Raw genomic sequence first — 25596 nt, forward strand, 5'->3', positions numbered from 1 at the left:
GAGCAGAACTGTTAAGCTGAATTGACCGAACAGTTCATGTCGATCCGACACTTTAAAAACACTTGATCTAGCCGTTCAGCTAGTCTTGACGCGGCTTTTCGGATGCGTTCGAATGACGCGAAGACACTGGTGAACAGCGAAATCGAACTGTTCACTTCGATTCACTGAACAGTTTCAGACATCATGAATGCACTTCCGCTCCACATCGACGGCGGCACCGGCGTGCCGCTGACCGAGCAGATCGTCAACCAAATCGAGGCGATGATCCGTTCTCGCCGCGTGCTCGCGGGCGCGAAGCTGCCGTCGATTCGTCAGCTCGCCGCCGAGCAGCGCATCAGCCGCTTCCCGGTGATCGAGGCGTACGACCGGCTCGCATCGCGCGGGCTGATTCAGCCGAAACACGGTTCGGGCTTCTATGTGGCGAATCACGTCGACGAGCGCGAGAGCAACGCCGGCAATTGCGATCCGCGCCTCGCCGAAGAAGAATCGAACCAGATTCTTCAGCAGTTCAACTATCCCGGCGAGTCGCTGAAGCTCTCGAGCGGCTTCATCCCGGAGGCGTGGCGCGACGTAGAGGGTCTCACGCAGGCGATCCGTCAGGCATCGCGCCTCGACGTGTCGAGCGTGATCGATTACGCGATTCCTCACGGCGACACGAGCCTGCGCCAGCAGGTCACGATGCGCATCAACGCGCTCGGCATCGACGCCGATCTTCCGAACGTGATGATCACAACCGGGGCGAGTCAGGCGCTCGATCTCATCGTGCGCTACATGCTGAAGCCGGGCGATACGGTGTTCGTCGAAGACCCCGGTTACTACAATCTCTTCGGGCTTCTGAAGCTGCAAGGCGTGCGTCTCGTCGGCGTGCCGCGGCTCGCGAATGGTCCCGATATCGATATCGCGGAAGAACTGCTCAGGCAGCATCAACCGAAGCTCTTTTTCATCAACACGGTGTTCCAGAACCCGACCGCGACGAACGTCGCGCCGCAGGTCGCGTTCAGGCTGCTGCAACTCGCGACACAGCATGGCTTCATGATCGTCGAGGACGATATCTACGCCGACTTTCAGGCTGTGCCGACGCAACGGCTCGCATCGCTCGATCAACTTAATCGCGTGATCTATGTCGGCGGTTTGTCGAAGACGCTGTCGTCGTCGTTGCGTATCGGCTATCTCGCGGCGAATCGCGAGCTCGTGAAGAATCTCGTCGACGTGAAGGTGCTGACGAGTCTCGGCGGCACGCGTTTCGCGGAGAGCGTCGCCGCGAGCCTGCTCGAACGCGGCACGTATCGCAAGTATCTGGAACGGCTGCGCAAGCGCGTGCGCGATTCGCTGTCGAGCGCGGTGCAAATGCTCGAAAGCTACGGCTGGGATGTGTTCGACGAACCGAGCGGCGGCAACTTCGTGTGGGCGAAGGTGCCGGGCATCGACGATTCGTCCGTGCTCGTCGAGGAAGCGGTGAAGTTCGGCGTGACGCTCGCGCCGGGCAGCTATTACCGCCCGAACGGCGAGGCGTGTGCGTGGGTGCGCATCAACTCCGCGTATGCGGGCGACCGGCGCGCGGCGCGCTTCTTCGAGCACATGAAGGAAGCCGCGGTCGCGCGCGTCTAGCGGCTTTTATCGAAGAAGCGTTCGAGCGCGTCGGTCGCGTCGCTGTCTCGCGCAAGCCGCGCGTAAAGTCCCGCCGCGCCTTCGTAGATGCGATGCTCCGCGAATTCATCGCCGATGAACTGCGCGATCTCTTCCATCTCCGCGACCCATCGATACGCTTTCGGCGGCATGCGCGGCACATTGCCCGCGAGCCACGCGGCAAGCGCGGGCTGACTCTCCGCGAGTTCGGCGAGAAGCGCATCGCCCGCGCCGTTGCGCATCGCGGCGAGCGACATGGCCGAGCCGAGCGCCGTCAGCCCCTTCGTGATGCCCGCGTACGACATCTTGAGCGCGGATGCGGCGCCCAGCGGTCCATCGAGCACACGCACGGCGAGGCCGGCATCGGCGAGCGGCTGAGTGCGCCGTGCATGCGGCCCCGACATGTAGAACTTGGGCGAAGAAGGCATGCCGATGATCGCGCCATCGACGAACGGCGTGCCGCTCGATTCGAGCGTGCGCTCGATTTCCCTGACGGTATCGGGATTGATCGCGTTGCAGTCGATATAGAGCGGCCGGACGCTCGCCCGTTCGAGCGCGGGCGCCATGCGTTTCGCGGTGTCGATCGCGACCGCGGGCGGCACGATGGACAGCATGAACTCGCATGCCGCGAGGCTATCGAGGCTCACGTCTTCCATGCCGGCCTCGCGTGCGCGCGCGGCGCTTGCGGCGCTGCGGCCTTCGAGCGATGTCAGCACGCGCGCGCCCGATTGCGTCAATGCGCGGCCGATAGCCGATCCCATGCTGCCCGCGCCCAGAATCGCGACGGTCGGATGTTTCGATTGAGTCACTTGCAGGCTCCGTGTATCCGCGAACGAAACAGAATACGCTTGCGAGCAGAGAAGCGCTCGGCCTATTCACTATCTTCGGTTTCGTTCGAGTGGAGATGCCAGAGCGCATCGAGTCTTTTCAGCACATCGAGTCCCTTCGGCGTGAGGAGCGGCATCGGCACGCCGGTCGGCAGCCGCGTGATTTCGACGAGCGCCTCCTGAAACAAACGCGCCGCGTGCTGGCCGAAGACTTCGACCTGATGAGGCGAGCGCTCGATCAGCAAGAGCGTGGAAATTTCGTGTGGACTCAGCATTCGATTCTCCAGGCGCGGGACGAGCGGAAGGGACGTATCGATACATGCTAGAGAGCGAAGCTGGCAATTCGGCTACGGATATTTTTCCGCGTGTTACGGGGGTTACATGCCTGAAACTGGTACTTATTTCACGATGGTTTCACGCATCTTTCGATTCGCGATCCTAATCATTTCCTTGCAATAAAAAAAGGCGGCCTTTCGAAGGGCCGCCTCTGGACTACTTCACCAACGCAACAATCAACGATGCTCCGTCACGAACTTCGTGACGAGATACGCTTCCATCGCTTCGCTGCCGCCTTCCGAGCCGTAGCCCGAGTCCTTCACGCCGCCGAACGGCGTCTCCGGCAATGCGAGTCCGTGGTGATTGATCGAGAGCATCCCGCTTTCGATATCGTCCGATACCGCCGCCGACGTTGCCGCCGAGCTCGTGTAAGCGTACGCCGCGAGTCCGTAAGGCAGGCGATTCGCCTCGGCGATCACTTCGTCATACGACTTGAACGATGCGATCGGCGCAATCGGGCCGAACGGCTCTTCGGTCATGATGCGGGCGCTCATCGGCACATCGGTGAGCACCGTCGGCGCGAAGAAGTAGCCTTCGCGTCCGATGCGCTCGCCGCCCGTCAGCACCTTCGCGCCATGCTCGCGCGCATCCGCGACAAGACGTTCCATTGCTTCGAGACGGCGGCCGTTCGCGAGCGGGCCCATCTGCACGCCGTCGTCGAGACCGTTGCCGACCTTCACCGCGTTCGCGGTCGCGACGAAGTGCTGCACGAACTCGTCGTATGCGGCTTCTTCGACGAGAAAGCGCGTCGGCGAAATGCACACCTGGCCCGCGTTGCGGAATTTCGCCGATGCGAGCATCTTCGCCGCACGGGGGATGTCCGCGTCCTTGAACACGATGGCGGGCGCGTGGCCGCCCAGCTCCATCGTCACGCGCTTCATGTGCTCGCCCGCGAGCGATGCGAGCAGCTTGCCGACCGGCGTCGAGCCCGTGAACGAAATCTTGCGGATCGCGGGATGCGCGATCAGATACTTCGAGACATCGGCGGGCACGCCGAACACGAGGTTCAGCACGCCGGCGGGCAGGCCTGCATCGGCATAAGCCTGCACGAGCGCCGCGCAACTCGCGGGCGTCTCTTCGGGGCCTTTCAGCACGACCGAGCAGCCCGACGCGAGCGCGGCCGACACCTTGCGCACTGCCTGATTGATCGGGAAATTCCACGGCGTGAATGCGGCGACCGGACCAACCGGTTCACGCGTGACGATCTGGCGCACCGCATCCGTGCGCGATGGAATCACGCGGCCATACGTGCGGCGCCCTTCTTCCGCGAACCATTCGATGATGTCCGCCGCCGACAGCGTTTCGATGCGCGCCTCGCCGAACGGCTTGCCCTGCTCCATCGACATGATGGCGGCGATCTGCTCGGCGCGATCGCGGATATTCTGCGCCGCGCGACGCATCAGCTTGCTGCGCTCGTACGGCGAGACCTTGCGCCATTCCTTGAAACCGCGCGCGGCGGCGTCGGCTGCGAGCGAAAGCTCCGCTTCGCCTGCGAGCGCAAGACGGCCGATCTCGGCTTCGTTCGCGGGATTGATCACGGCGGTGTCGCGTGAGCCATCGCGCCAGGCGCCGTCGATATAAAGCTGTGTATTCGGATAAGCAGGAAAATCGGAACGCGTATTGCTCATGCATGTCTCCTTACGAGTGGCGTGGCCTGATGCTACGTTGCGCAACATCAAAAGATGCAAACGGCAATGTTATCCCGAACGCGTGGTATCTGCAGGTACGCACCGTGACGCCCGAATGACGAACGCCCGCCGGGACGATCCCGGCGGGCGCTCTTGATGCACAGAACCGCGCGATTACATCGGCGGCGCGACGCCATCCTTCTCCACGACAATACGCTGCGCCGCGAAGTCCGAGCCCGCCGGACTCGCGACGACGAACACCTTCTTGCCCGGCTTCAGGTCGTCGTGCGTCGCGGGTGCGAAGGTCACGACAGGCACGTTCTCCGGAACCGTCACCGAGTTCGCGCCGCCCTTGTATGAGAGCTTCAGATCGCGGCCGCTCGTGCCCTGCACGACCTGATCGACATTCGCGTTGGTCATCGAGCTTTGCGGGCCCAGATCCCACGCGTAGTGGCCTTCACCCGTGCCGCGCGCGGATTCCGGGAACACGAGCACTTCGGTCGCGGTGAGCTTGCCGTCCGTGCCGGTGGTCGCCGCCGTGCCGACGAACGAGCCCGGCTTGATGTCCTGCAGCTTGATGTTCTTCAGCGCGGTGACGGGCGTATCCGACTTGACGGCGATCTTCACCGTGTCGCCGCTACGTCGATGGACGGTAAGCGTGTCGCCCGACAGCGACACGATATCGCCGCGAATGCGCGCGGGTTTCGCGGCGGGCGTCTGGGCAAAGGCTGCGGAAGCGAGTGCGAGCGTCACGATGCTGACGCCGAGTTTGATTCGAATCGACATGCAATCTCCTTGGAGTGATGAAAGCGGAGGCTTCAGGACCCGCCGAACCAGTTGTATCCCTGATTCTCCCAATAGCCGCCGGGGTAGTCGTTCGTCACGGTGATCGCGACGATGTGCTTCGGGTTCTTGTAGCCGAGCTTGGTCGGCATGCGCAGCTTCATCGGGAAGCCGTATTTCGGCGGCAGAATCTGGCCGTCGTAAGTGAGCGTGAGCAGCGTCTGCGCGTGCAGCGCGGTCGGCATGTCGATGCTCGTCGAGTAGTTATCGGCGCAATGGAAGGCCACGTATTTCGCGCTCGTATCGGCACCTGCGCGCGCAAGGACCTGCGCAAAGCGCACGCCGCCCCACTTGCCGATCGCGCTCCAGCCTTCGATGCAGATATGCCGCGTCACCTGGCTTTCCTGCGGCATTGCGTGCAGTTCGTCGAGCGTCCAGACGCGCTTGCCTTTGACGAGGCCGCCGATCTCCAGCTTGTACGCGGACGGATCGACCTCCGGCACTTCGTCGATGTCATAGAACGCGTTGAACGGAAACGGGCGCGTGATCATCGATTCGGGATACGTCGGCGCGAGCTTGTTCGGATCGAACAGCAGCGCCTGCACGTCGTCGTTGAAGAACGAGATGCGGCGCAACATGGCGTTGACGGATTTGTCGTCGGTGATGTTGCAACCGGACAGCATCGCGAGCCCTCCGAGCGACAGAATGCGCTTGCCGAATAAACGTCGCGCGGGCGCCTTTAATTCCTTCGCCGCATCCTTGATGATGAGCTCGGCATCGGGTCTCGATTTGAATAGCTTGAGCGACATGGCTTAACGACCTCGAATCATCATCACGAGCGAGCGCGGCACGAGCGCCACCATCACGATATGCACCACGACGAACGCGACCAGAAAGCTCATGCCGAAGAAATGCACGACACGGGCATCGTCATAGCCGCCCATCAGCGTTCGAAGCAATGGAAACTGCACGGACTTCCATACCGCGAGGCCCGACAAAATCACGATCACGATGTCCACGATCACCGCCAGATACGCGAACTTTTGTACGGCGTTGTAGTGCGTGAGATCGTCGTGGCCGAGCTTGCCCCGCAATGCGGCGAACGCGTCGGTGACGATGCTCTTTATCGAGAGCGGGAACATGCGGCGACGCAGGCGGCCGGTGAGAAGATTCATCGCGACATAGACGATGAAGTTCGCGACCAGCAGCCACATCGCCGCGAAATGCCATTGCAGCGCACCGCCGAGCCAGCCGCCGAGCGTGACGGCGGGCGGGAAAGTAATGGATTTGAAAATCGGCGATGCGTTGTAGATCTGCCAGCCGCTCGTCACCATGATCAACACGGCGAACGCGTTGAGCCAGTGCGTGATGCGCAGCCATAACGGTTGTACTTGCACGTCGTCGAGCCTCGCGATTCGATTGAGATTTCGTCAGGCATGGTAGCGACGCGCCGCTGATCGATCGATGACCTCTCGATGACTTTTTTGTCATCTTTGGCGAGGCACGCATGGGCTCTGGCTAGAATGACGGCAATCCATCGAACGCAGCGCGAGCATGACCATCCTCGTTATCGAAGACGACCGCAAGACCGGCGACTACCTGAAAAAAGGGCTCATCGAGTCCGGTTATCAGGTCGAGCTCGTGCGCAACGGCACGGACGGCCTGCATCAGGCGCTCGCGAACCCGTACGAGCTGATCGTGCTCGATGTGATGCTTCCGGGCATCGACGGCTGGCAGGTGATGTCGGCGTTGCGCGCGAAACGTGACCTGCCTGTCATTTTTCTCACTGCGCGCGATCACGTCACGGACCGCATTCACGGACTCGAACTCGGCGCGGACGATTACCTCGTCAAGCCCTTTTCCTTCACCGAACTCGTGCTGCGTATCCGCACGCTGCTCAGGCGCGGCGTGATGCGCGAATCGGATACGTTTCAGATCGCGGATCTGCATGTCGATGTCCTGCGCCGCAAGGTGACGCGCAAGGGCCTCGACATCGCGCTCACGAACAAGGAGTTCGCGCTCCTGCATCTCTTTTGCAAGCATCAGGGCGAGGCGCTGTCGCGCACGCTCATCGCATCGGAAGTGTGGGACATGAACTTCGACAGCGACACCAATGTCGTCGATGTCGCGGTGAAGCGGCTGCGCGCGAAGATCGATAACGCGTTCGATCCGAAGCTGATCCACACGGTGCGCAGCATCGGCTATTCGTTCGGGGAGAATCCTTGAACCGGCCTTCGCGTTCGCTTGCGGTACGTATTGCGCTTTCTTTCGCCGTGATCGTGTGTGTCGTGGTCGGGATGGTCGGCGCGTCGCTCTATCAGGCGACGAATCGCGCGCTGTCCACGCGTGCGGACTATCAGTTGATCGCACGCGTCGAGCATTTTCGCTCGCTGCTGCACGACCTCTACACGATCAAGGAAATCGAAGCGCGGCCGAAGCTTTTCGAAACGATGCTCGGCGACCGGCAGGACGTCATCTTTTTCCGGCGTGCGGGGTCAGCGCCTTTCATCAACGTGAATCCGGAACGGATGCCGCTGCCGCCGCTGCATATCGTGCCGATGACGCGCGCTATCGGACTCGACGATCTGTACGAAGGCTCGCGTGCGGATGGCGTGCGCATGCGCTGGGTCGGTGCGCAGGCGCGTATCGGCGAGAGTGGCGAAGTGGTCGAGATCATCGCGGCGCACGTGATGACGCAGGAAGCGATCGTCTTGTCGGCGTATCTGGAGCGCGTGTGGATCACGGTGATCGGCGCGGTGCTCGTCACGCTTCTGCTCGCGTACTGGGTGACGAGCCGCGGGCTCATGCCGCTCAAGGCGATGGCCGACAAGGCCGCGGAAATCACGCCGAACCGGCTTTCGGCGCGGCTCGATGTCGCGCATGCGCCCGCCGAATTGCAGAGCCTCGCTGCATCGTTCAACGCGATGCTCGATCGTCTCGAACACGGCTACGAACGCCTGCTGCAATTCTCCGCCGATCTCGCGCATGAACTGCGGACGCCGATCGGCGTGTTGATCGGCGAGACGCAGGTTGCGCTCGCACATGAACGCAATGTCGGCGAATATCGCGGTGTGCTCGAATCGAATCTGGAGGAGCTGGAGCGGCTCGCGCGCATCGCGCAGAATATTCTGTTTCTTGCGCAGGCGGATCATGGGCAGCAAAGCATCGAGCGTGAACGGCTCGATATACGCGAGGAACTCGAAACCATCGGCGCGTACTTTGAAGGCATTGCCGATGAACGTCGCATCACCTTTGAAATCGACGCCGACGGCGAAATGTCTGCGAATGCAATCATGTGTCGCAGGGCTATCGGTAATGTGGTCGTGAATGCGGTGCGCTATGCGACGGCTGGCACCGTTGTGCGGCTGAGCGGACATGCGGATCAATACGGCGCGCGCATCGTGGTGGGTAATCGCGGGCCGCGGATCGGGCAGGAGGAGCTTGGCAAGCTCTTCGACCGATTTTATCGCGGCGATGCGGCGCGCAGCGAGTTCACGGAGTCGAGTGGGCTCGGGTTGTCGATCGTTCAGGCAATCATGGGTTTGCATGGCGGTAGTGTGACCGCTGACTGCACTCAGGATGGATGGATCGAGTTTTCTTTGCTGTTTCCTGCTTTTCCTTCTTGACGTTTTTTTTCGGGGAATCCTGTGTTCGTGTCGGTTTATTGGCTCTGCCCCTGTGCGGGGCGGCAGTCACTTTCTTTGCTGCTGCAAAGAAAGTAACCAAAGAAACAGCTCGTTCAGGCCCGCGGTCACACGCACGTTGGCCATACTTGCCAGCCGTCGATGGCACTCGCCTAAGTGTCGTCCTCACAAGCATAACCGGGCTCGGCTCGCGCACGGTCTGCCGCACCGAATGTTTTAGCGCGCTGGTTCAGCACGAAAGAGTTCCGGCACTGCGCTTCGCGCTGCCGTTGGGTTCACCGGCTACGTGATCCAATGACCGAGAATATCGATGCGCGCACGCATACGCTGTCTACTGCGTTGCCTGGCCCGACACTTCCTATGCGCCCTGCATTTTCGCGGCGTGTCTTACTTGTTCCACGTCGGCGGCAGCAAGCCAGTGACAATAGCCGCCCAGGGTATGCCGATCAATATCTTCCAACTTCGTTTCGGCATACTTCCCCTCACGAAAATGATGCTTTGACCAGTAAGAGTCCGTGTGCCATGCATGGATGTGCAACACGTCACTTCCTATCCGTCTTTCTGCATTGGTGAAGTGATCAAGCAAGCCAACAGAATTGGCTTGCGGGTAGGTCAGCCTAAGCGCAAGTTCCCCGGCGTACATCGACAGGACTTGCTTCGACCAGTTGGGCCACTCGCCTCGAAAATCCTTAAACTCTTCCTCTAGCAGGCGGTCGCAGCACTCCATATGAGACTGCAGATAATTGCAGACCATTTCCGAAGGACCCAGCACCGAGGCCCCGACGTTATGCAAGCCGCTGTGCGGATAGCCCCATCGTCGACTACATTCGGCGAGCTTCACGCGAACAGAATCTTCGTAAGCATACGCACCGAAGCCGAAGCACAAGCCAGTCGGCTGGAATGATTTCATCGCCTGAGTTACGAATGTATCGCAGTCAGTTTTCAAAACTACGTCGAATTTTTTGCAGACGGCTAAGACTTCTGAATCCGCAAGATTGCCGACTGAATTGATGAATTTATAGTCGCCCCACCGTTCGTGAAGGCTGGAAAACGGAAGTTTCTCTATTGCAATAATTTTTGAATCGACCGGAAGTCGGTTGCGTACGGACGGATGACAAACGGCCACTATCTCACAATCGTTTAAAACTTTTGAGTAAATCAGACTCTTATAAAGCCAAAAGAACTCTTGAACCATTGCATCGTTATCGTCAACGTAAACCAAAACCCCTAGTCTGGGCAATCTCATATTCAGCTTCCTTAACCGTCGAGAACCCATCTTAACCACGCGAGCAGCCCGTGTATAGCGGGCCAAAGGATGAGCCATTGGTTATGAAAAAAATCGGAGTCATCTTATACCACCCGTTTTTCAGCGCTCAAGGATGGGGCGGTAGATCACTTCAACATTAACAGTGCAATGCCTTTCTGAAAACTAGCCTTAGGAACAGCAGAGCTGTCGCACTTCCATCAACAACAGTAGGTAAAAATAAGGAAGTCTGCAATGTTTACGGTAATGACCCGCACTAACGAAATGGTGCCGTTCAACGATCACTACAACGTTCATAATTTCACATGGGACCTTGATAGAATTCGTTATGCCTTGATCGATCGCTGGAGAACTCGAAATTACGGCCGATAGGTAGTCCTTAGAAGACTGCTTTAATTTGCAGTCCTTCAAGATATTTCTTGTATCTTGAATTTAGCGCCGCGCGGATTATCAAGTTCGGCGCCCACCAAAATCAGATGGCGGCGTCAGCAAGAGAGCACGCGCAGACCCGATAAACCAGTCGGCCGCGCAGCGGGCCGGAGCTATTTCGTGCTGAACCAGTGAAGCAAGCGATGCGACGAGTCAGACCGTGCGCGAGCCAAGCCCGGTTAGTCCTGTGGGGGCGACACTTAGGCGAGGGCCACCGCGGGCTGGCAAGCATGGCCAAACTGCGTGTGACCGCGGGCCTGAACGAGCTGCTTTCTTTGGTTACTTTCTTTGCAGCAGCAAAGAAAGTGACCCCCGCCCCGGGGAGGGGCAGTGCTAATAAACCGACACGAAACCGGGATCCGGCGAGAAACCAAACCCCAGCCCCTCACATTACCGCCACACCCAACGCCTCCCGCCTCGCCAACAACCCATGAATCTGCGACACAACCGCCGCCCCCTCCCCCACCGCAGCCGCCACCCGCTTCGTCGAACTCGACCGCACATCGCCGATGGCGAACACCCCCGGCACGCTGGTTTCCAGCGCCATCACGCCTTCCGTGCGTCCCTCATGCGCCTCGGGCCCGGTCAGCACAAAACCCTTGCCATCGACATTCACATTGCAATTGCGCAGCCAGTCGGTATTCGGATCCGCGCCGGTGAAGAGAAACAGATGCCGCGAGTCGATCGTGAGCGGTCCATCCGGCGTCTTGCAATTGACGGCGGTCAGCGCACGGCCGTCGCCATCGAGCGAAGTGATCTGCGTATGCGTGCGCACCGTGACGTTCGGCAACGAGCCGATACGCTCCACCAGATAATGCGACATGCTCGCCGAAAGCCCCGCGCCGCGAATCAGCACATGCACGTGCTTCGCATGCGTCGCGAGATAGACCACCGCCTGTCCCGCCGAATTGCCGCCGCCGACCAGCACGACTTCCGAGTTCTTGCACAGCTTCGCCTCGACCGGCGACGCCCAGTAATACGTGCCATGCCCTTCGTAACGCTCTAGCCCGGCGATGTCCGGCCGCCGATACGCCGCGCCCGACGCGATCACCACCGTCTGCGTCGTCACGCGCGTGCCGTTCTCCAGTTCGATCTGGATCGGATTGCAATCGCAATGCAGCGCCTTGATCTTGGTCGGAATCGCGATATGCGCGCCGAATTTCTGCGCCTGCACGAACGCGCGCCCGGCGAGCGCCTGCCCCGAGATGCCGGTCGGAAAGCCGAGATAGTTTTCGATGCGCGAACTCGCGCCCGCCTGCCCGCCCGGCGCGCGGCAATCGAACACCGCCACCGACAACCCCTCGGACGCCGCATACACCGCCGTCGCGAGACCCGCCGGCCCCGCGCCCACGATCGCGACATCGTAGACATGCGCCGGATCGAACTCGGGCAGCCAGCCGAGCTGCGTCGCGATCTGATTCTCGGTAGGCGCGCGAAGCACCGTGCCGTCCGGGCAGATGACGAGCGGGAAATCGGACGTCGATGCCGAGATGCGTTCGAGCAGCGAGATCGCATCGGGATCGGTGCAGGCGTCGATCACCGTGTGCGGATAACCGTTGCGCCGCAGAAAGCCTTGCAGCGAAACCAGACGGCCATCGTCCGACTGGCCGAGCAGCACCGGCCCGCTGCCTTTTTCGATCAGCCCGACGCGCCGCAGGATCAGCGCGCGCATGATGCGCTCGCCCAGTTCCGCTTCGGCGACGAGCAGCGCCCGCAGACGCTCCGGTGGAATCACGATGCCGTCGACATCCTCGGCGGCGACGCCATCGACGAGACAGGGCTTGCCCGAAAGCTGCGCCACTTCCGCCAGAAAATGCCCCGGCCCGTGCTCGACGACGAGATGCTCCTGCCCGAGCGCGTTACGGCGCGTCACGCGCACGAGTCCCTTCAGGACGATCACCATGCCGCGCCCGGTCTCGCCCATGCGGAACATCCACTCGCCCTGACGCCAGTGCGAGGCGGTGCCGAAGCGGCTCATGCGCTCGATCTCGTTGTCCGTCAGGCGCGGGAACATCTGGTGCGCGCGCGTTTCGAGCGGCGAGAAAGGCGCGCTGTCGTCGGACGCGGCGGCAGCGGCCGGCGATGCCACGACGTTCGGATTGGAACTCTCCAGCGGCTCGCGCGCGCTCCACGCGACGACATTCGGCATGCCTTGACCAGGTTCGTTGAACGGCGTTGTACTCATGCGCGATCTCCGCGTGGATAACCAGCTTCATGCAGGGATGCCGAACCCGCGGACGACGCCGCCGCCGATTTCACCGGCCAGGGGCACATCGCCGCCATTTCCGCGACCTCCTCGGGCGTGGTCGCCGCGAGCTCGCCGAACTCGGTCAGCGTCGCGACATCGAATCCGGCGAGCCGCCAGGCGTCCAGTCCGCCCGTGAGCGGCACGACGTCCCTAAAGCCCGCGTTGCGCATCGTCTTCGCCATCCACGCCGCCGACACTTCGTTCGGACACGAGCAGTAGATGACGACCTTGCGCGACTTGTCGTAGTTCTCGATGATCCTCGCGAGATCGCGCTCGTCGGCGAAGAGCGAGCCGGGAATCGCGGCCGGATCGAGCATGCGCTTTTCCGGCGAGCGGATATCGAAGATCACGGGAAGCGGCTCGTCGTTCATCAGCGCATAGAGCTCGTCCACGCTGATGCGGGCCTTTTCCAGCGTCGCCATGAGCGCGCGTCGGCGCCACCAGCGATACGTGACATAGATGGCGAGCAACACCGCGAGGACGACCACCGCCTGTCGCCCGAGCTGCGAGATCATCGCGAACACCATTTCCAGCTGCGCCGCGAAGATGACGCCGACTGTCAATCCGACCGCGCCCCACAGCGCGACGCCCCCGCCATCGTGCGCGATGAAGCTGCGCAGCTTCACGCCCATCGCGCCCGCGAGCGGCACGGAGACGAGCGAGAGACCGGGGATGAACTTCGCGACGAGCAGAATGCGCACGCCCCAGCGGCCGAAAAAGCGCTCCGTCTTCTTCACGCAGGTATCGCGCGAAAGAGACAGCTTGCAGATGGTCTTGAGCGTCTTGTCGCCGTACTTGCGCCCGCCCTGGAACCAGACGAGATCGCCGAGCACCCCGCCCGCCACCGCGATGCACAGCACGCCCAGGAGCGGCGTCCAGAACGCGCCGCCGTTCACCGCCATCAGCGCGATGGACGCGCCGACGATGATCATCGTCGGCATCGCGGGCACGGGCAGCCCGAGTGCCGAGCCCATCACGTTGATGAAAACGATCGCCGGGCCGAATCGATCGACTAGCTGATGCAACAGCATGGGAATCTCCCGCGCGGGAAGGGTGTGTTCACAGGACGACGGGACGCGCGCCGCGAAACCGGCGCTGCGAAGGCGCGAAAAGCACGAAAGCGAAAGAGATACGAGCTTGCGACCGCTCGTGGTTCAACGCGGTGCACGCGGCGCCCGGCCGACGTTCGTCACATTTAAGGGATAAGTGTAGCCCGGAAATGCGTATGTAAGCATGACCGGCGCGCGAGCCGCGGGCATCGCGCGCGCGATGCCCGGTGCGGAAAGGATCGACCGCGCAAAGTGTGGGATTCAGCCGCGCTCGTCGGCGATATAGGCGCGGATCACATCGGCGAAATTCTTGTCGCCCGTGAGGCCCAGTTGCTCCGCGCGAGCCGTGTTCCACGCGCCCGGCCAGCTGCCGACGATCTTCTCGATGCGCTCGTCGCGCTGCCAGTCGATGCGCTGCACGGCTTCCTCGCCCGCCACTTCGCGCAGCGCCGCGACCATCTCGTTCACGCTCACCGACAGGCCCGGCAGATTGATGACCGGCCGCAGCCCGAGCTTCGCGCGATCGATCTCGCAGCCCGCGATCAGCGCCTCGATCGCACTCTTCGGCGAAAGCAGCCAGACGCGCATGTCGCCATCGACAGGGCACGTCGAGCGCTCGCCGTTCAGCGGCTCGCGAATGATGCCGCTCGCGAAGGACGAAGCCGCCGCGTTCGGCTTGCCCGGCCGCACGCTGATGGTCGGCAGGCGCAGCACGCGGCCATCGACGAAGCCGCGCCGCGCGTAGTCGGAGAGCAGCAGCTCCGCGATCGCTTTCTGCGTTCCGTACGACGATTGCGGATTGAGCGCGGTGTCGTCCTGCACGACATCGGGCAGCACGCCGCCGTACACCGCGACCGAGCTCGTGAACACGACGCGCGGCTTGTGGCCCGCCGCGCGGCACACTTCGAGCAGCGCGCGCGATGCGTCGAGATTGATCTTCATGCCGAGATCGAAGTCCGCTTCGGCCTGGCCGCTTACGATCGCGGCGAGATGGAAGATGGCTTCGGTCTGCGTGTCGATGTGGCGTTGCAGCACGGCCGGATCGGAGATATCGCCGGTTTCGGCGCGCACGCGTTTGTCGGCGAGCAGGCGTTCGTCGTTCGGGCGCGCGACATCGAGCAGCACCAGTTCGGTGACCGGTTTGCCGTTGAGTTCGTTGCGCTCGAGAAGGCGCTTCGCGAGACGCTGGCCGAGAAAGCCGGCGCCGCCGGTGATGAGAATCTTCATTGGGTCGCTTCCTCTCACAGATAAGGTTTGAGCCAGCCGAGTCCTTCGGACGTGGCCGCCTTCGGTTTGTATTCGCAGCCGATCCAGCCTTCGTAGCCGAGCGAATCGATCAGTTCGAACAGATACGGATAGTTGAGTTCGCCGATGCTCGGCTCGTGGCGCTCCGGCACGCCCGCGATCTGGATATGGCCGATGCCCGCGTTCGGGCGCTTCATGTCGCGCTTCAGCTTCATCGCGATATCGCCTTCGACGATCTGGCAGTGGTAGATGTCGAACTGCACTTGCAGGTTCGGCGCGCCGATTTCGTCGCAGATCGCTTGTGCGTCGTCCTGACGGTTCAGGAAGAAGCCGGGGATGTCGCGGGTGTTGATCGGCTCAATCACAATGCCGATGCCCGCCTTCTGCGCTTCCTTCGCCGCGTATTCGAGGTTCTTTTTGTATACCGCGCGATGTTGGTCTCGCGGCTGATCCGGGGCGATCAGGCCCGCCATCACGTGCAGCTTCTTGTTGCCCAGCACGGCCGCGTATTCAAGGCCTTTCGCGACGCTCTGTCTGAACTCGTCTTCTCGTCCCGGCAATGACGCGATGCCGCGCTCGCCCTTCGACCAGTCGCCCGGCGGGGCGTTGAAGAGCGCCTGGGTCAGGTTGTTGTCCTTCAAGCGCTGCTCGATGTCTTTCGCTGCGAAGTCGTATGGGAACAGGAATTCAACCGCCTTGAAGCCGTCTTTCGATGCTGCTGCAAAACGGTCCAGGAATGCGTGTTCCGTGTACATCATCGTCAGGTTTGCGGCGAATTTTGGCATTTGCTTGTGCTCCTTCTTTCGGTTCGGGTTGTTTCGCGGAATCCTGTTTTCGTGTCGGTCTATTGGCTCTGCCCCTGTGCGGGGCGGCAGTCACTTTCTTTGCTGCTGCAAAGAAAGTAACCAAAGAAACAGCTCTCTCACGCCCGCGGTCACACGCACGTTAGCCATGCTTGCCAGCCGCCCTTGGTACTCGCCTAAGTGTCGCCCTCGAAGGACTTACCGGGCTTGGCTCGCGCACGGTCTGACGCGCGATGACTTTTAGCGCGCTGGTTCGCAGTCATTCATCCGGCACCGCGCTTCGCGCTGCCGTCGGGTTTTCTTTCTGGTGCTCTTGCCTTTACCAGCGGGCGCCGAACGTGTTTCTCAAATCTTCTATCGCCGCTTCCGGTAACGGCTCGGGGCGCGGCGTTGTCGATAGGTATAGCCGCGCCGTTTCCTCCAACTCCTCCAGGGCGTAGCTCGCGTGCGACACCGATTTCTCCCATACCACCGGTCCGAGTCGCTCCAGCAGCACCGCGCGTACGCTCGACGCCAGCGCCGCCACTTCCTCCGCCACCGCCGCATCGCCCGGTCGGCGATACGCAATCAACGGAACATGTCCAACCTTCATCACGTAGTACGGCGTGATCGGCGGCAAAACATCGTCGTTTTTCCAGACGCCCGCTAGCGTCAGCGCGACCAGATGCGTCGAATGCGTATGCACCACGCCACGCGCTTCGGCATTGCTCTCGTAAATACGGCGATGCAGCGCCAGCGTCTTCGATGGCCGTCCGCCCGACACGTGATTGCCCTCGAGATCCACCTTCGCAATGTCGTTCGGATCGAGGCGGCCAAGGCACGCGTCCGTCGGCGTAATCAGCCAGCCGTCATCGAGCCTCGCGCTGATGTTGCCCGCGCTGCCCACCGTATATCGACGCTCGTACAGGCTCCTGCCCGTGATGCAAATCTCTTCGCGAATGGAGTTTTCGGTCGTCGCCATCACAGTGCCTTCAGCGCCTTCTCGAAGAAATCGGTCGCGCCGAAATTGCCGGACTTGAGCGCGAGGCCCAGCGATTCTTCAGCATTCGCGCCGATGGACTGCGTGGCCGGCACGCCCGGATCGATCTGCGGCCCGATGCGCAACGAACGCACGTCGAGCGCCTGCACCACCGCACCCGACGTTTCGCCACCCGCGACGACGAACTTGCGCACGCCTTCGTCACGCAACTGACGCGCGATCGACGCAAGCGCATCTTCGACCAGTTGTCCCGCCTTCTCGACGCCCAGTTCCTTCTGCACCGCCTTCACTTCATCGGGCGATGAAGTCGCGTAAATCAACACCGGCTCGTCGTGTTTGCGCGCGAATTCGACGGCGTTCTGCACCACCGGCTCGCCGCGCGAAAGCGCCAGCGGATCGACTCGGAAACCCGGCTTCGATTCACGCCAGTGCGCAACCTGCGCGTTCGTCGCCTTCGATGCGCTGCCCGCCAGCACCACCGACTTGCCCTCGATCTTCGGCAGATCGGCTGCATGTTCCGCATGCGCGAGCAGCTTCGCCGCGCGGAAGTTCTTCGGAAGCCCGAGCGCGATGCCCGAGCCGCCCGTAATCAGCGCGAGATCGCGGCATGCTTCGCCCAGTGTGTAGAGATCGGCGTCGGACACGGCATCGGCGATGGCGAGGCGCACGCCGTCCTTCTTCAACTCGTCGATGCGCGCGCGGATCGCGTCCGCGCCCTTCGCGATCGTGTCGTAGCGAATCAGGCCGACCTTCGATTTCGTCTGACGCTGCAACACGCGCACGAGGTTCGGATCGGTCATCGGCGTAAGCGGATGATTCTCCATGCCCGACTCGTTCAGCAGCACATCGCCGACGAACAGATTGCCGCGAAAGATCGTGCGGCCGTTCTCCGGGAACGCGGGGCAGGCGATCGTGAAATCGTCCTTCAGCAAGTCGAGCAAGGCATCCGCAACGGGGCCAATGTTGCCGCGGTCGGTGGAATCGAACGTCGAGCAATACTTGAAGAAGAACTGGCGGCAACCCTGCGCGCGCAGCCATTCGAGCGCGTCGAGCGACTGGCGCACGGCGTCGTCGGCGGGAATCGTGCGCGACTTCAGCGCGACGACGATCGCGTCCGCGTCGATCCGCGCGCCCGCTTCGGGAATGCCGATGGTCTGCACCGTGCGCATGCCGCCGCGCACGAGCATGTTGGCGAGATCGGTCGCGCCGGTGAAATCGTCGGCGATACAGCCGAGCAGTGCCTGCGCCGCTTGCGTCATTGCTTCGCTCCCTTCGGAATTTCGATGCCCGGAAAAATCTTGATGACCGCGGAATCGTCCTCGCCGCCGTGGCCCGCTGTGGACGCCATCATGAACATCTGATGCGCCGCCGCCGAAAGCGGCAGCGGGAATTTCGACGTGCGCGCGGTATCGAGCACGAGGCCGAGATCCTTCACGAAAATATCGACGGCGGAGAGCGGCGTGTAATCGCCCGACAGAATGTGCGGCACGCGGTTCTCGAACATCCACGAGTTGCCGGCGCTGTGCGTGATGACGTCGTAGAGCGCGTCCGGATCGACGCCCTCGCGCAGGCCGAGCGCCATCGCTTCGGCGGCCGCGGCGATATGCACGCCCGCGAGAAGCTGATTGATGATCTTCACCTTCGAGCCCGCGCCGTGTGCGTCGCCCAGGCGATAGACCTTGCCCGCGATCGCATCGAGCACGTCCTCGCACGCGGCGTAGGCGTCGGCGGGGCCGGAAGTCATCATCGTCATTTCGCCGGAATTGGCCTTGCCCGCGCCGCCGGACAAGGGCGCGTCGAGCAGCAGCACGCCTTTTTCGCCGATACGCTTGCCGAGGTCGGCGGCGAATTGCGGCGATACCGTCGCGCACGCGAGCACGACGCTGCCGGGCTTCATCGCGTCCACCGCGCCGTTCTCGCCGAACAGCACGGCTTCGGTTTGCGCCGCGTTGACGACGACCGTCAGCACGACTTCACACTTGCCGCCCAACTCCGCCGGCGATGCGCACGCGATGCCGCCTTCGGCTGCGAACGCATCAAGCACGGGCTTTCTCACATCGCACGCGTGCACGGCGAAGCCCGCGCGCAACAGCGAGCGCGCGACGCCCATGCCCATTGCGCCCAGACCGATGACTCCCACGTTTCTCGTCATAGCGTTTCTCGTCCCGATGAATTAGCAGATGCCGGCTTCCGCCAGACGGCGCGCGGCGTTGATGAGATGGGTCTGCGCGGCGTTGCGCGCGGCAGCGGCATCGCGCGAGCGGATCGCCTCGACGATCGCCGCGTGCTCTTCGCGCACCTGCCGCATGAAGTCCTCGCGCAGCGCCTCGTTGCCGCGCGTGACGATCGTGCCGGCTTCGAGATACTGGTTCAGAAAGGTGAGGGTTTTCAGGAAGTACGGATTGCCCGTCGCGTTCGCGATCTCGCGATGAAACGCAACGTCTTCTTCGACGCCATTCCTGCCCGCACGCACCGCTTCGTCGATGCGCGCAAGCGTGCCTTCGATGACGGCGAGTTGTTCGTCGGTGCGGCGCTGCGCGGCTTCGGACGCGACTTCGGCCTCGATCGCCCGGCGCAGCGCGAGAATCTGCACGACCGCGCCCGGCTCGATCGCCTGCGCGTAATCGATGCGCAACGGCCGGATGCCCGCCCGCTCCACGATGAACACGCCGCTGCCCTGGCGCGGCTCGACCATGCCTTCGTTCTTCAGCCGCGAAATGGCTTCGCGGATCACCGTGCGGCTCACGCCGAATTCCTGCGCGAGCACAGCCTCAGTCGGCAGCTTGCCGGTCGCGGCGAAACTGCCCTTCTCGATCAACTTCTGCAATTGCTGCGCAACCGTGTCGGACAGCGCGCGCGGCGGAATCTTCTCGAACATTCGACTCGACGAGGCTCGTAAGGTCATCGGGTCATCATACAAGTTTCAAGAAAGACGTTGACCGGGGAATAACCCTCAGAGCGGTCTACTGCGCGAGCGGCTCGTCGATGAGCGCGAGCGCGTCGCGGATTTCGGAGACATCGCCGGGGCGCACGAGGCGCGCGACTTCCTTGCCACCGAGCATGAAGACGAGCGTCGGCCAGAGCTTCACGCGAAACGAGCGGCCGAGCGGGCGGCCGCTGCCGTCTTCGATTTTCATGTGCTTCACAGCACCGTGACCCTGGAACGCCTGCGCGATCAGCGGCTGCGCCGCGCGGCAGAAGCCGCACCAGTCGGTGCCGAATTCGACGACCATCGGGCCGCTCAGCGCATCGATATCCGCGCGTCCGGGCGCGGTCTTCGCGTATTCGATATTCATGCTCATGACGCTCGTCCTTGCTCTCTTTCGTGCCGATGAAATTAGCAGAAAGCTTGCCTGCGTGCCAAAGCGGGCGGACGCGGAGCAGGGATATTACGATCCGATCGCGATCCCGGTGACCTCGTGATTGGCGCCGCCCGTGATCGTCACCGGGATGTTCATTCGCAGCGCCATCATGAAAAGGCTGTTTCGGTTGTCGTAGTTGTCCCGGTTGGGCCACATCTGCGCGCAGTACCGCGAGCCGTCGCTCGTCTGGAGCACATAGGTGATCGCCGAGATTTGATCCTTGTCGACGATTCTCACCACCATGCCGGTGCGGCTGTCCTGCAATTTCAGAAACGAGGAACTCAGGGACGGAATCGGCGAATCGCTCGGCGCAACGGCAAGTCCGGTGATGACTCCGGAATCGTCGCCGGAGAGCGCGACAGGCAGTCCGTAATCCAGCGCCATCATCAGGAGTTTGTTTCGGTTCTCGTGAGTGACGATATTCAACTGACCGCAATACAAGACGCCCTCGCCTGTTTTGAGGACGAAATTGACCTTGTCGAAATCGTTTGAATCGATAATGCGGGTGAGAAATCCACCCTTGACACCCGTGAGTGGAATGCCACCCTGAACAATGCTGAGATTGACCGAACTATCAAACTGTCTCACTTGTAACCCTTCTCATTTATGAATATTGATTCGCACGCGTCCGGATTATTTCACGACGCGGCACTGCCTATTTACGGCCGATCCGTCCGCGCGTCGTTCGGCTGAGAATCGCCGCTGCCATCGACAAGCGCATGACCTGGAGCACCGACGACCGCCGTTCTCACATAGCTGTTTATTCCGCCGACCAGCATCACGAAACGTCCCGATTCAAGTGCGAGGCGCATCAGCGCGTGGCGGTTGTGCCGGCGCCGGACGTCCATCTGGGCGCAGTATTGCGTGCCGTCACGCGTTTGCACGAGGTAATTGACATAGACGGAGGCATCGGAGTCGATGATACGGACGATTACGCCGATCTGCGCGCCATTCAATGGCATCCCCGGGCAGATGAGCGAGGGAATCACCGGCGGACTTTTGCTTTTCATTTGATGTCTCTCTGACATGCAACGCCGCTCCTTGAAATCGAATTAATATCCCGGTTAAGAGGCTCTTCGTTTTTTTGAAATATTCTTCTCATTGTTTTACCGATCGACATATATCACGATTATTATGTAAATCTTTAAACACAAGTTTTAAAGCAAAGCGTCTTCGCGCACATTGCTGAAAGCGTTGCGCGGTCGAAAGAACGGGCTTTTAATAATAATAATCTAATCGGAATTATTTATCGACGCCGATCTTCTCGACTGTCACGAGCGTCAATCGACGTCAATGAACTTCAATCTACGTCAATATTTGGGCAGTCAATAATCCGAATTGTCATTTTTTGAGATGTCCAGGACACAAAAAAAGCGCCGCTTTCCGGCGGCGCTTGAGTGGCGAGGAGAGCGTGCTCAGGCGCGCGCCATGCGCGTCCGGCGTGCCTCGTAGGCCTTCAGATGCGCATAGGCCACCGCCAGCGCCGACAAGCCGCCGACTGCCGTGCGACGCCGCGCCAGCAAGTCCCCGACGATGTGATCCGCCTCGATCGGCGCGCCGTTCTCCAGATCGCGCAGCATCGACGCGGTCATCAGCGAGCCGCGCTCGGAGAAGAACGCACGGGCGCGCGCGACGACCGGCTCGCCCGGCGCGTGCGCGTTGTCTGCGGCGATGCCGCGGCATTCGTCGAAGAGCTGGACGAGCAGCGCGTCGCCGCCCGGCGCCGCGAGAATGTCGCCGATGGGCGCGCGCATCAGGCACGTGCCGGTCGCGAGCGTCGCGAGGAACACCCACTTGTCCCACATCGACTGCAGGATGTCTTCGCTTACGTTCAGATCGAAGCCCGCGCCGCCGAGTTGCGCTGCGATGGCGTCGATGCGCGCGGAACGGCCGCCGCCGCGTTCGCCGATGGTCATCGAATGCATGTTGTTCAGATGCAGGATTTCGCCTTCGGCGTCGAGCGTCGCGGCGATCACGCATTGGCCGCCGAGCACGTTCGCCGGATCGAAGCGCGCATCGAGCGCGTCGAGATGGCCCATGCCGTTCAGGAGCGGCAGGATCGCGGTGCCGGTGCCGACCGCGGGCGCGAAGGAATCGATCGCGCCTTGCAGGTCGTAGGCCTTGCAGCTCAGCAGCACGAGATCGTATGGCTGGTCGATGTCCTTCGCGAGCACCATCGGCGGACAGGCGAACGCGAGATCGCCCTCCGGGCTCTTCACTTTCAGGCCGCATTGCCGCAGCCGCTCGGCGCGCCGCTCGCGCACGAGGAAGGTCACGTCCCTGCCCGCTTCGAGCAACCGCGCGCCGAAATATCCGCCGATGGCCCCCGCGCCCACTACCAGAATCCGCATGTCTTGCTCCTTGTTGGTCAGATGCACCGCTTCACGCCTGCCACACGCCATAGCCCGCTTCGCGCAAGCCGATCGCCAGCTCCACTTCCATGTCGCGCGCGCCGTCGTAGGGCATCGGGTTGTACATCTCGTACAAATGCGGCAGGAGCCGCAGCCCGAAATCGCGCACGTAGCGGTTCGACTGGATGCCCGCCTTGTGCTTGTCGAAGCGCACGTCGGGATCGACGCCCGTCATGCCCACATAGACGAACGGCATGCCGATCACGTAGTCCGGATTCGCGCGGCGAAAGCGCGCTTCGTTCCAGACGGCGCCGGCGAGTTCGATCACGTAGACGGAGTAATGATGGCTGCGCGCGCGCCGGGAGGGCGGCATGTTTCAAGTGGCCTTCGCGGCGTGCTCGTTGCGGGCGTTCATTCTAAGACGGCGAGGCGCCGCGCGCTCGATCGTCCGGCGCGCGCCCTGCCGGATGCGGCTCGAAGTGGTAAATTCGGGGCGGTCTGCGCTCGCGCAAGACGATTGGATCGCCGCACGGCCCGTCGAGCCGCCGATCGAACCCGAGACGACCTCTCACGCGAGCGCCGCTCCCATCGACACGTTTTCATCCCGAAGCCGCGCCACGAGCCGCGTCCGCTTCGGTCATCCGGAGATCAAGCATGAGCAAACAAGCTATCGGCGTGGTGGGCCTCGCCGTCATGGGCCGCAATCTGGCCTTGAACATCGAGAGCCGCGGTCACGCCGTTTCGGTCTACAACCGCAGCCGCGCCAAAACCGACGAACTGATTGCCGAACATCCCGACAAGAAGCTCGTACCGACCTATACGCTCGAAGAGTTCGTCGAGTCGCTGGAAAAGCCGCGCCGCATCCTGATGATGGTGAAGGCGGGCGCCGGCACCGACGAGACCATCGCTTCGCTGCGTCCGCTGCTGGAGAAGGGCGACATTCTCATCGACGGCGGCAACACGCATTTCACCGACACCATCCGCCGCAATCAGGATCTCGCGAAGTCGGGCCTGCATTTCATCGGCACGGGCGTGTCGGGCGGCGAGGAAGGCGCGCTGAAAGGCCCGTCGATCATGCCGGGCGGACAGAAGGAAGCCTACGAACTCGTCGCGCCGATTCTCACCGAGATCGCGGCGAAGGCGCCGGACGGCGAGCCGTGCGTCGCCTACATGGGTCCGGACGGCGCGGGCCATTTCGTGAAGATGGTGCACAACGGCATCGAGTACGGCGACATGCAACTGATCGCCGAGAGCTATGACGTGCTGAAGCGCGTCGCCGGTTTGTCGAACGAAGAGCTCGGCAAGGTGTATGTCGAGTGGAATCAGGGCGAGCTGGACAGCTATCTGATCGAGATCACGTCGAAGATCTTCGCGAAGAAGGACGATGAAACCGGCAAGGATCTCGTCGATGTGATTCTCGACCGCGCCGCGCAAAAAGGCACCGGCAAGTGGACGAGCCAGAATGCGCTCGATCTCGGCGCGCCGCTGCCTTTGATTACCGAAGCCGTGTTCGCGCGCGTGCTTTCTTCGCTGAAGGATCAGCGCGTGGCGGCGAGCAAGGTGTTGAGCGGCCCCGCGCCCAAGTTCGATGGCGATCGCACGGCGTTCGTCGAGTCGGTGCGGCGCGCGTTGTATCTCAGCAAGATCGTGTCGTATGCGCAAGGGTTCGCGCAATTGCGCGCGGCATCGGAAGAATACAAGTGGGACCTGCATTACGGCGAGATCGCCAAGATCTTCCGCGCGGGCTGCATCATCCGCGCGCGCTTCCTGCAGAAGATCACGGATGCGTATGACAAGAATCCGCAGCTCGCGAATCTGCTGCTTGATCCGTATTTCAGCGATATCGCCGCGAAGTATCAGGACGCATTGCGCGATGTGGTCGTCGCGGCGGTGAAGGCGGGGATTCCGGTGCCGGCGTTCTCGTCGGCGATTGCCTATTTCGATGCGTATCGCTCGGAGCGGCTGCCTGCGAATCTCGTGCAGGCGCAACGGGATTTCTTCGGCGCGCATACGTTCGAGCGGGTGGACAAGGCGGGGAGTTTTCACGCGAACTGGGCTTGATTCCGGAACGGTTCCGGTTCTGAGGTGAGAAAACGCGGCTCTTGCGGGAGTCGCGTTTTTTCGGCTGTATCGCTCGTGGATTTGCTGCCATAACGCAAGCGTTGATTGATCAGGAATACCAAATTATTATCGTCCGACTTATGAATGATTCACGGACGAACATGGGCCAGCGCTACCAATACGGCATGCATACGGATCTAGAGCCTGCCGAGCTGTTTTTTCTTATCACAATCGACGAGACCTACAGAGAGACCGGCATAGACGATCTGTCGAGCATCGCGATGATCCTGCTGGGTCAGCCGTTCCTTCCGACGCGTGGGAAATTTAATTTGGCCGTCAAGGGTACGTCCGTTGCGTCGATCGTCTCCAGAACGATGCTGCCCTTCGACATCAAATACAGAATTTTGCCGACGGTGACGTCGTTTTCAAGTCTTTTGATGTTGCGCGTCAAGTTCACTCGCAATCTGGGAGCCTTCGTTGGAAGGGCGGTTCCGGGTGTCGGCTGGGTGCTTCTCGCCACCGATGTATCGACCATTCTGTTTCGATCGGTTCAGTCTTATAACGGCATCGTGAAACCCGAGGATCGGCTGTAGATGATTGCTCGACCAGAAGCGTGGGAGCGGCTCGTCGACTTCATAGAAGTCAAGCTGGGCAAACCGTTCCTGGGACAGAACAGCCTCGCGCCCGAGACCGATCTGTATCACGACCTCGACTTGAATCCACCGGAGATTTCAGCGTTGCTCAACGAGTGGGGAATGAAATTCGGCGTCGACATGAGCGAATTCGAGCTTGGCCACTATTACCCGTTCATTCAGTTGAGCAAGCCGGCGTTTTTCTGGACAGTTCTCAAGTCACCCTTCAGCCTCGAGGCTCGAGAAACGCTCGGCGGATGGCAGCTCACACTCGGCATGCTGGAGGAAGCGATGATTCGAGGAAAATGGGTGATCGACTAAAGCATCCG

26 protein-coding genes are annotated in these 25596 nt (G+C 61.6%); 6 read left to right on the plus strand and 20 right to left on the minus strand.

From position 1 onward, the window contains the following. Positions 1-183 precede the first annotated feature (183 nt). Positions 184-1608: a PLP-dependent aminotransferase family protein gene (locus ACEN42_RS22785; RefSeq protein WP_371881570.1), complete on the plus strand. Its 1425-nt coding sequence runs from the start codon at positions 184-186 to the stop codon at positions 1606-1608. On the opposite strand, the gene ACEN42_RS22790 is transcribed toward ACEN42_RS22785, so the two are convergent. From ACEN42_RS22790 to ACEN42_RS22815, 6 genes are all read right to left on the minus strand, one after another. Next, complete coding sequence (locus ACEN42_RS22790) at positions 1605-2435, minus strand: DUF1932 domain-containing protein (protein WP_371881571.1); 831 nt, start codon at positions 2433-2435, stop codon at positions 1605-1607. The two genes, ACEN42_RS22785 and ACEN42_RS22790, sit on opposite strands and share 4 nt — an antisense overlap. 62 nt (positions 2436-2497) lie before the next feature. Beyond that, positions 2498-2728, minus strand: coding sequence for a hypothetical protein (locus ACEN42_RS22795; protein ID WP_371881572.1), 231 nt, complete (start codon positions 2726-2728; stop codon positions 2498-2500). A 237-nt stretch (positions 2729-2965) separates the two neighbouring features. Next, entirely contained in the window at positions 2966-4417 is a 1452-nt protein-coding gene (locus ACEN42_RS22800) for an NAD-dependent succinate-semialdehyde dehydrogenase (RefSeq protein WP_238295765.1), read from the minus strand. Between the two features lie 174 nt (positions 4418-4591). Further along, positions 4592-5203 (minus strand): hypothetical protein, encoded by a 612-nt coding sequence (locus ACEN42_RS22805; RefSeq protein WP_106855761.1) that lies wholly within the window; start codon positions 5201-5203, stop codon positions 4592-4594. Between the two features lie 32 nt (positions 5204-5235). Next, positions 5236-6009, minus strand: a complete 774-nt coding sequence (locus ACEN42_RS22810; protein ID WP_238218450.1) for a molybdopterin-dependent oxidoreductase — start codon at positions 6007-6009, stop codon at positions 5236-5238. Positions 6010-6012: 3 nt separating this feature from the next. Beyond that, on the minus strand, positions 6013-6597 hold the full coding sequence (locus ACEN42_RS22815) for a cytochrome b/b6 domain-containing protein (RefSeq protein ID WP_238218449.1): 585 nt from the start codon (positions 6595-6597) through the stop codon (positions 6013-6015). 157 nt (positions 6598-6754) lie between these two features. On the opposite strand from ACEN42_RS22815, the gene ACEN42_RS22820 reads away from it, so the two are divergent. Beyond that, a complete protein-coding gene (locus ACEN42_RS22820) occupies positions 6755-7426 on the plus strand; it encodes a heavy metal response regulator transcription factor (protein ID WP_035511262.1) in 672 nt (223 codons plus the stop codon). After that, the gene (locus tag ACEN42_RS22825; protein WP_371881573.1) at positions 7423-8826 is read left to right on the plus strand and encodes a heavy metal sensor histidine kinase; all 1404 of its coding nucleotides are present in this window, start codon (positions 7423-7425) and stop codon (positions 8824-8826) included. Before ACEN42_RS22820 ends, ACEN42_RS22825 begins: the two co-directional genes overlap by 4 nt. Before the next feature lie 376 nt (positions 8827-9202). Here the strand turns inward: ACEN42_RS22825 and ACEN42_RS22830 are convergent, their stop codons facing one another. The 14 genes from ACEN42_RS22830 to ACEN42_RS22895 all read right to left on the minus strand — a co-directional run bounded on the left by ACEN42_RS22830 (position 9203) and on the right by ACEN42_RS22895 (position 22947). Continuing rightward, positions 9203-10039 (minus strand): hypothetical protein, encoded by an 837-nt coding sequence (locus ACEN42_RS22830; protein ID WP_238218447.1) that lies wholly within the window; start codon positions 10037-10039, stop codon positions 9203-9205. A gap of 883 nt (positions 10040-10922) precedes the next feature. Next, the gene (locus tag ACEN42_RS22835; protein WP_187605489.1) at positions 10923-12722 is read right to left on the minus strand and encodes an FAD-dependent oxidoreductase; all 1800 of its coding nucleotides are present in this window, start codon (positions 12720-12722) and stop codon (positions 10923-10925) included. Continuing rightward, a complete protein-coding gene (locus ACEN42_RS22840; RefSeq protein WP_371882279.1) occupies positions 12719-13813 on the minus strand; it encodes a DedA family protein/thiosulfate sulfurtransferase GlpE in 1095 nt (364 codons plus the stop codon). Before ACEN42_RS22840 ends, ACEN42_RS22835 begins: the two co-directional genes overlap by 4 nt. Before the next feature lie 282 nt (positions 13814-14095). Next, the gene (gene denD, locus ACEN42_RS22845) at positions 14096-15061 is read right to left on the minus strand and encodes a D-erythronate dehydrogenase (RefSeq protein WP_371881574.1); all 966 of its coding nucleotides are present in this window, start codon (positions 15059-15061) and stop codon (positions 14096-14098) included. Positions 15062-15075: 14 nt separating this feature from the next. Further along, positions 15076-15864: a 2-oxo-tetronate isomerase gene (otnI, locus tag ACEN42_RS22850; RefSeq protein WP_371881575.1), complete on the minus strand. Its 789-nt coding sequence runs from the start codon at positions 15862-15864 to the stop codon at positions 15076-15078. A 337-nt stretch (positions 15865-16201) separates the two neighbouring features. Continuing rightward, positions 16202-16843, minus strand: coding sequence for an aldolase (locus tag ACEN42_RS22855; protein ID WP_371881576.1), 642 nt, complete (start codon positions 16841-16843; stop codon positions 16202-16204). After that, entirely contained in the window at positions 16843-18120 is a 1278-nt protein-coding gene (otnK, locus tag ACEN42_RS22860) for a 3-oxo-tetronate kinase (RefSeq protein WP_371881577.1), read from the minus strand. The genes ACEN42_RS22855 and otnK overlap by 1 nt, the downstream gene beginning before the upstream one ends. After that, the gene (gene ltnD / locus ACEN42_RS22865; protein ID WP_371881578.1) at positions 18117-19013 is read right to left on the minus strand and encodes an L-threonate dehydrogenase; all 897 of its coding nucleotides are present in this window, start codon (positions 19011-19013) and stop codon (positions 18117-18119) included. Before ltnD ends, otnK begins: the two co-directional genes overlap by 4 nt. A gap of 21 nt (positions 19014-19034) precedes the next feature. Continuing rightward, on the minus strand, positions 19035-19739 hold the full coding sequence (locus ACEN42_RS22870; protein ID WP_371881579.1) for a FadR/GntR family transcriptional regulator: 705 nt from the start codon (positions 19737-19739) through the stop codon (positions 19035-19037). Positions 19740-19824: 85 nt separating this feature from the next. After that, positions 19825-20163, minus strand: coding sequence for a thioredoxin family protein (locus ACEN42_RS22875; protein WP_187605481.1), 339 nt, complete (start codon positions 20161-20163; stop codon positions 19825-19827). An 87-nt stretch (positions 20164-20250) separates the two neighbouring features. Continuing rightward, a complete protein-coding gene (locus ACEN42_RS22880; RefSeq protein WP_187605480.1) occupies positions 20251-20811 on the minus strand; it encodes a hypothetical protein in 561 nt (186 codons plus the stop codon). Positions 20812-20882: 71 nt separating this feature from the next. Beyond that, positions 20883-21179: a hypothetical protein gene (locus tag ACEN42_RS22885; protein WP_187605479.1), complete on the minus strand. Its 297-nt coding sequence runs from the start codon at positions 21177-21179 to the stop codon at positions 20883-20885. Positions 21180-21638: 459 nt separating this feature from the next. After that, the gene (gene panE, locus ACEN42_RS22890) at positions 21639-22574 is read right to left on the minus strand and encodes a 2-dehydropantoate 2-reductase (RefSeq protein ID WP_371881580.1); all 936 of its coding nucleotides are present in this window, start codon (positions 22572-22574) and stop codon (positions 21639-21641) included. Positions 22575-22605: 31 nt separating this feature from the next. Next, positions 22606-22947 carry a hypothetical protein gene (locus ACEN42_RS22895; RefSeq protein ID WP_371881581.1) on the minus strand — a complete coding sequence of 114 codons (342 nt, stop codon included), beginning with the start codon at positions 22945-22947 and terminating at the stop codon, positions 22606-22608. 281 nt (positions 22948-23228) lie between these two features. Between ACEN42_RS22895 and gndA the strand changes: the two genes are divergently transcribed. From gndA to ACEN42_RS22910, 3 genes are all read left to right on the plus strand, one after another. Further along, the gene (gndA, locus tag ACEN42_RS22900) at positions 23229-24635 is read left to right on the plus strand and encodes an NADP-dependent phosphogluconate dehydrogenase (RefSeq protein WP_371881582.1); all 1407 of its coding nucleotides are present in this window, start codon (positions 23229-23231) and stop codon (positions 24633-24635) included. Between the two features lie 161 nt (positions 24636-24796). Continuing rightward, on the plus strand, positions 24797-25228 hold the full coding sequence (locus ACEN42_RS22905; RefSeq protein ID WP_371882280.1) for an STM2901 family protein: 432 nt from the start codon (positions 24797-24799) through the stop codon (positions 25226-25228). Then, the gene (locus ACEN42_RS22910; protein WP_371881583.1) at positions 25229-25588 is read left to right on the plus strand and encodes a DUF1493 family protein; all 360 of its coding nucleotides are present in this window, start codon (positions 25229-25231) and stop codon (positions 25586-25588) included. The last annotated feature ends 8 nt before the right edge of the window (positions 25589-25596 follow it).

The sequence above is a fragment of the Caballeronia sp. S22 genome (assembly GCF_964261745.1).
Lineage (GTDB): Bacteria > Pseudomonadota > Gammaproteobacteria > Burkholderiales > Burkholderiaceae > Caballeronia > Caballeronia jiangsuensis.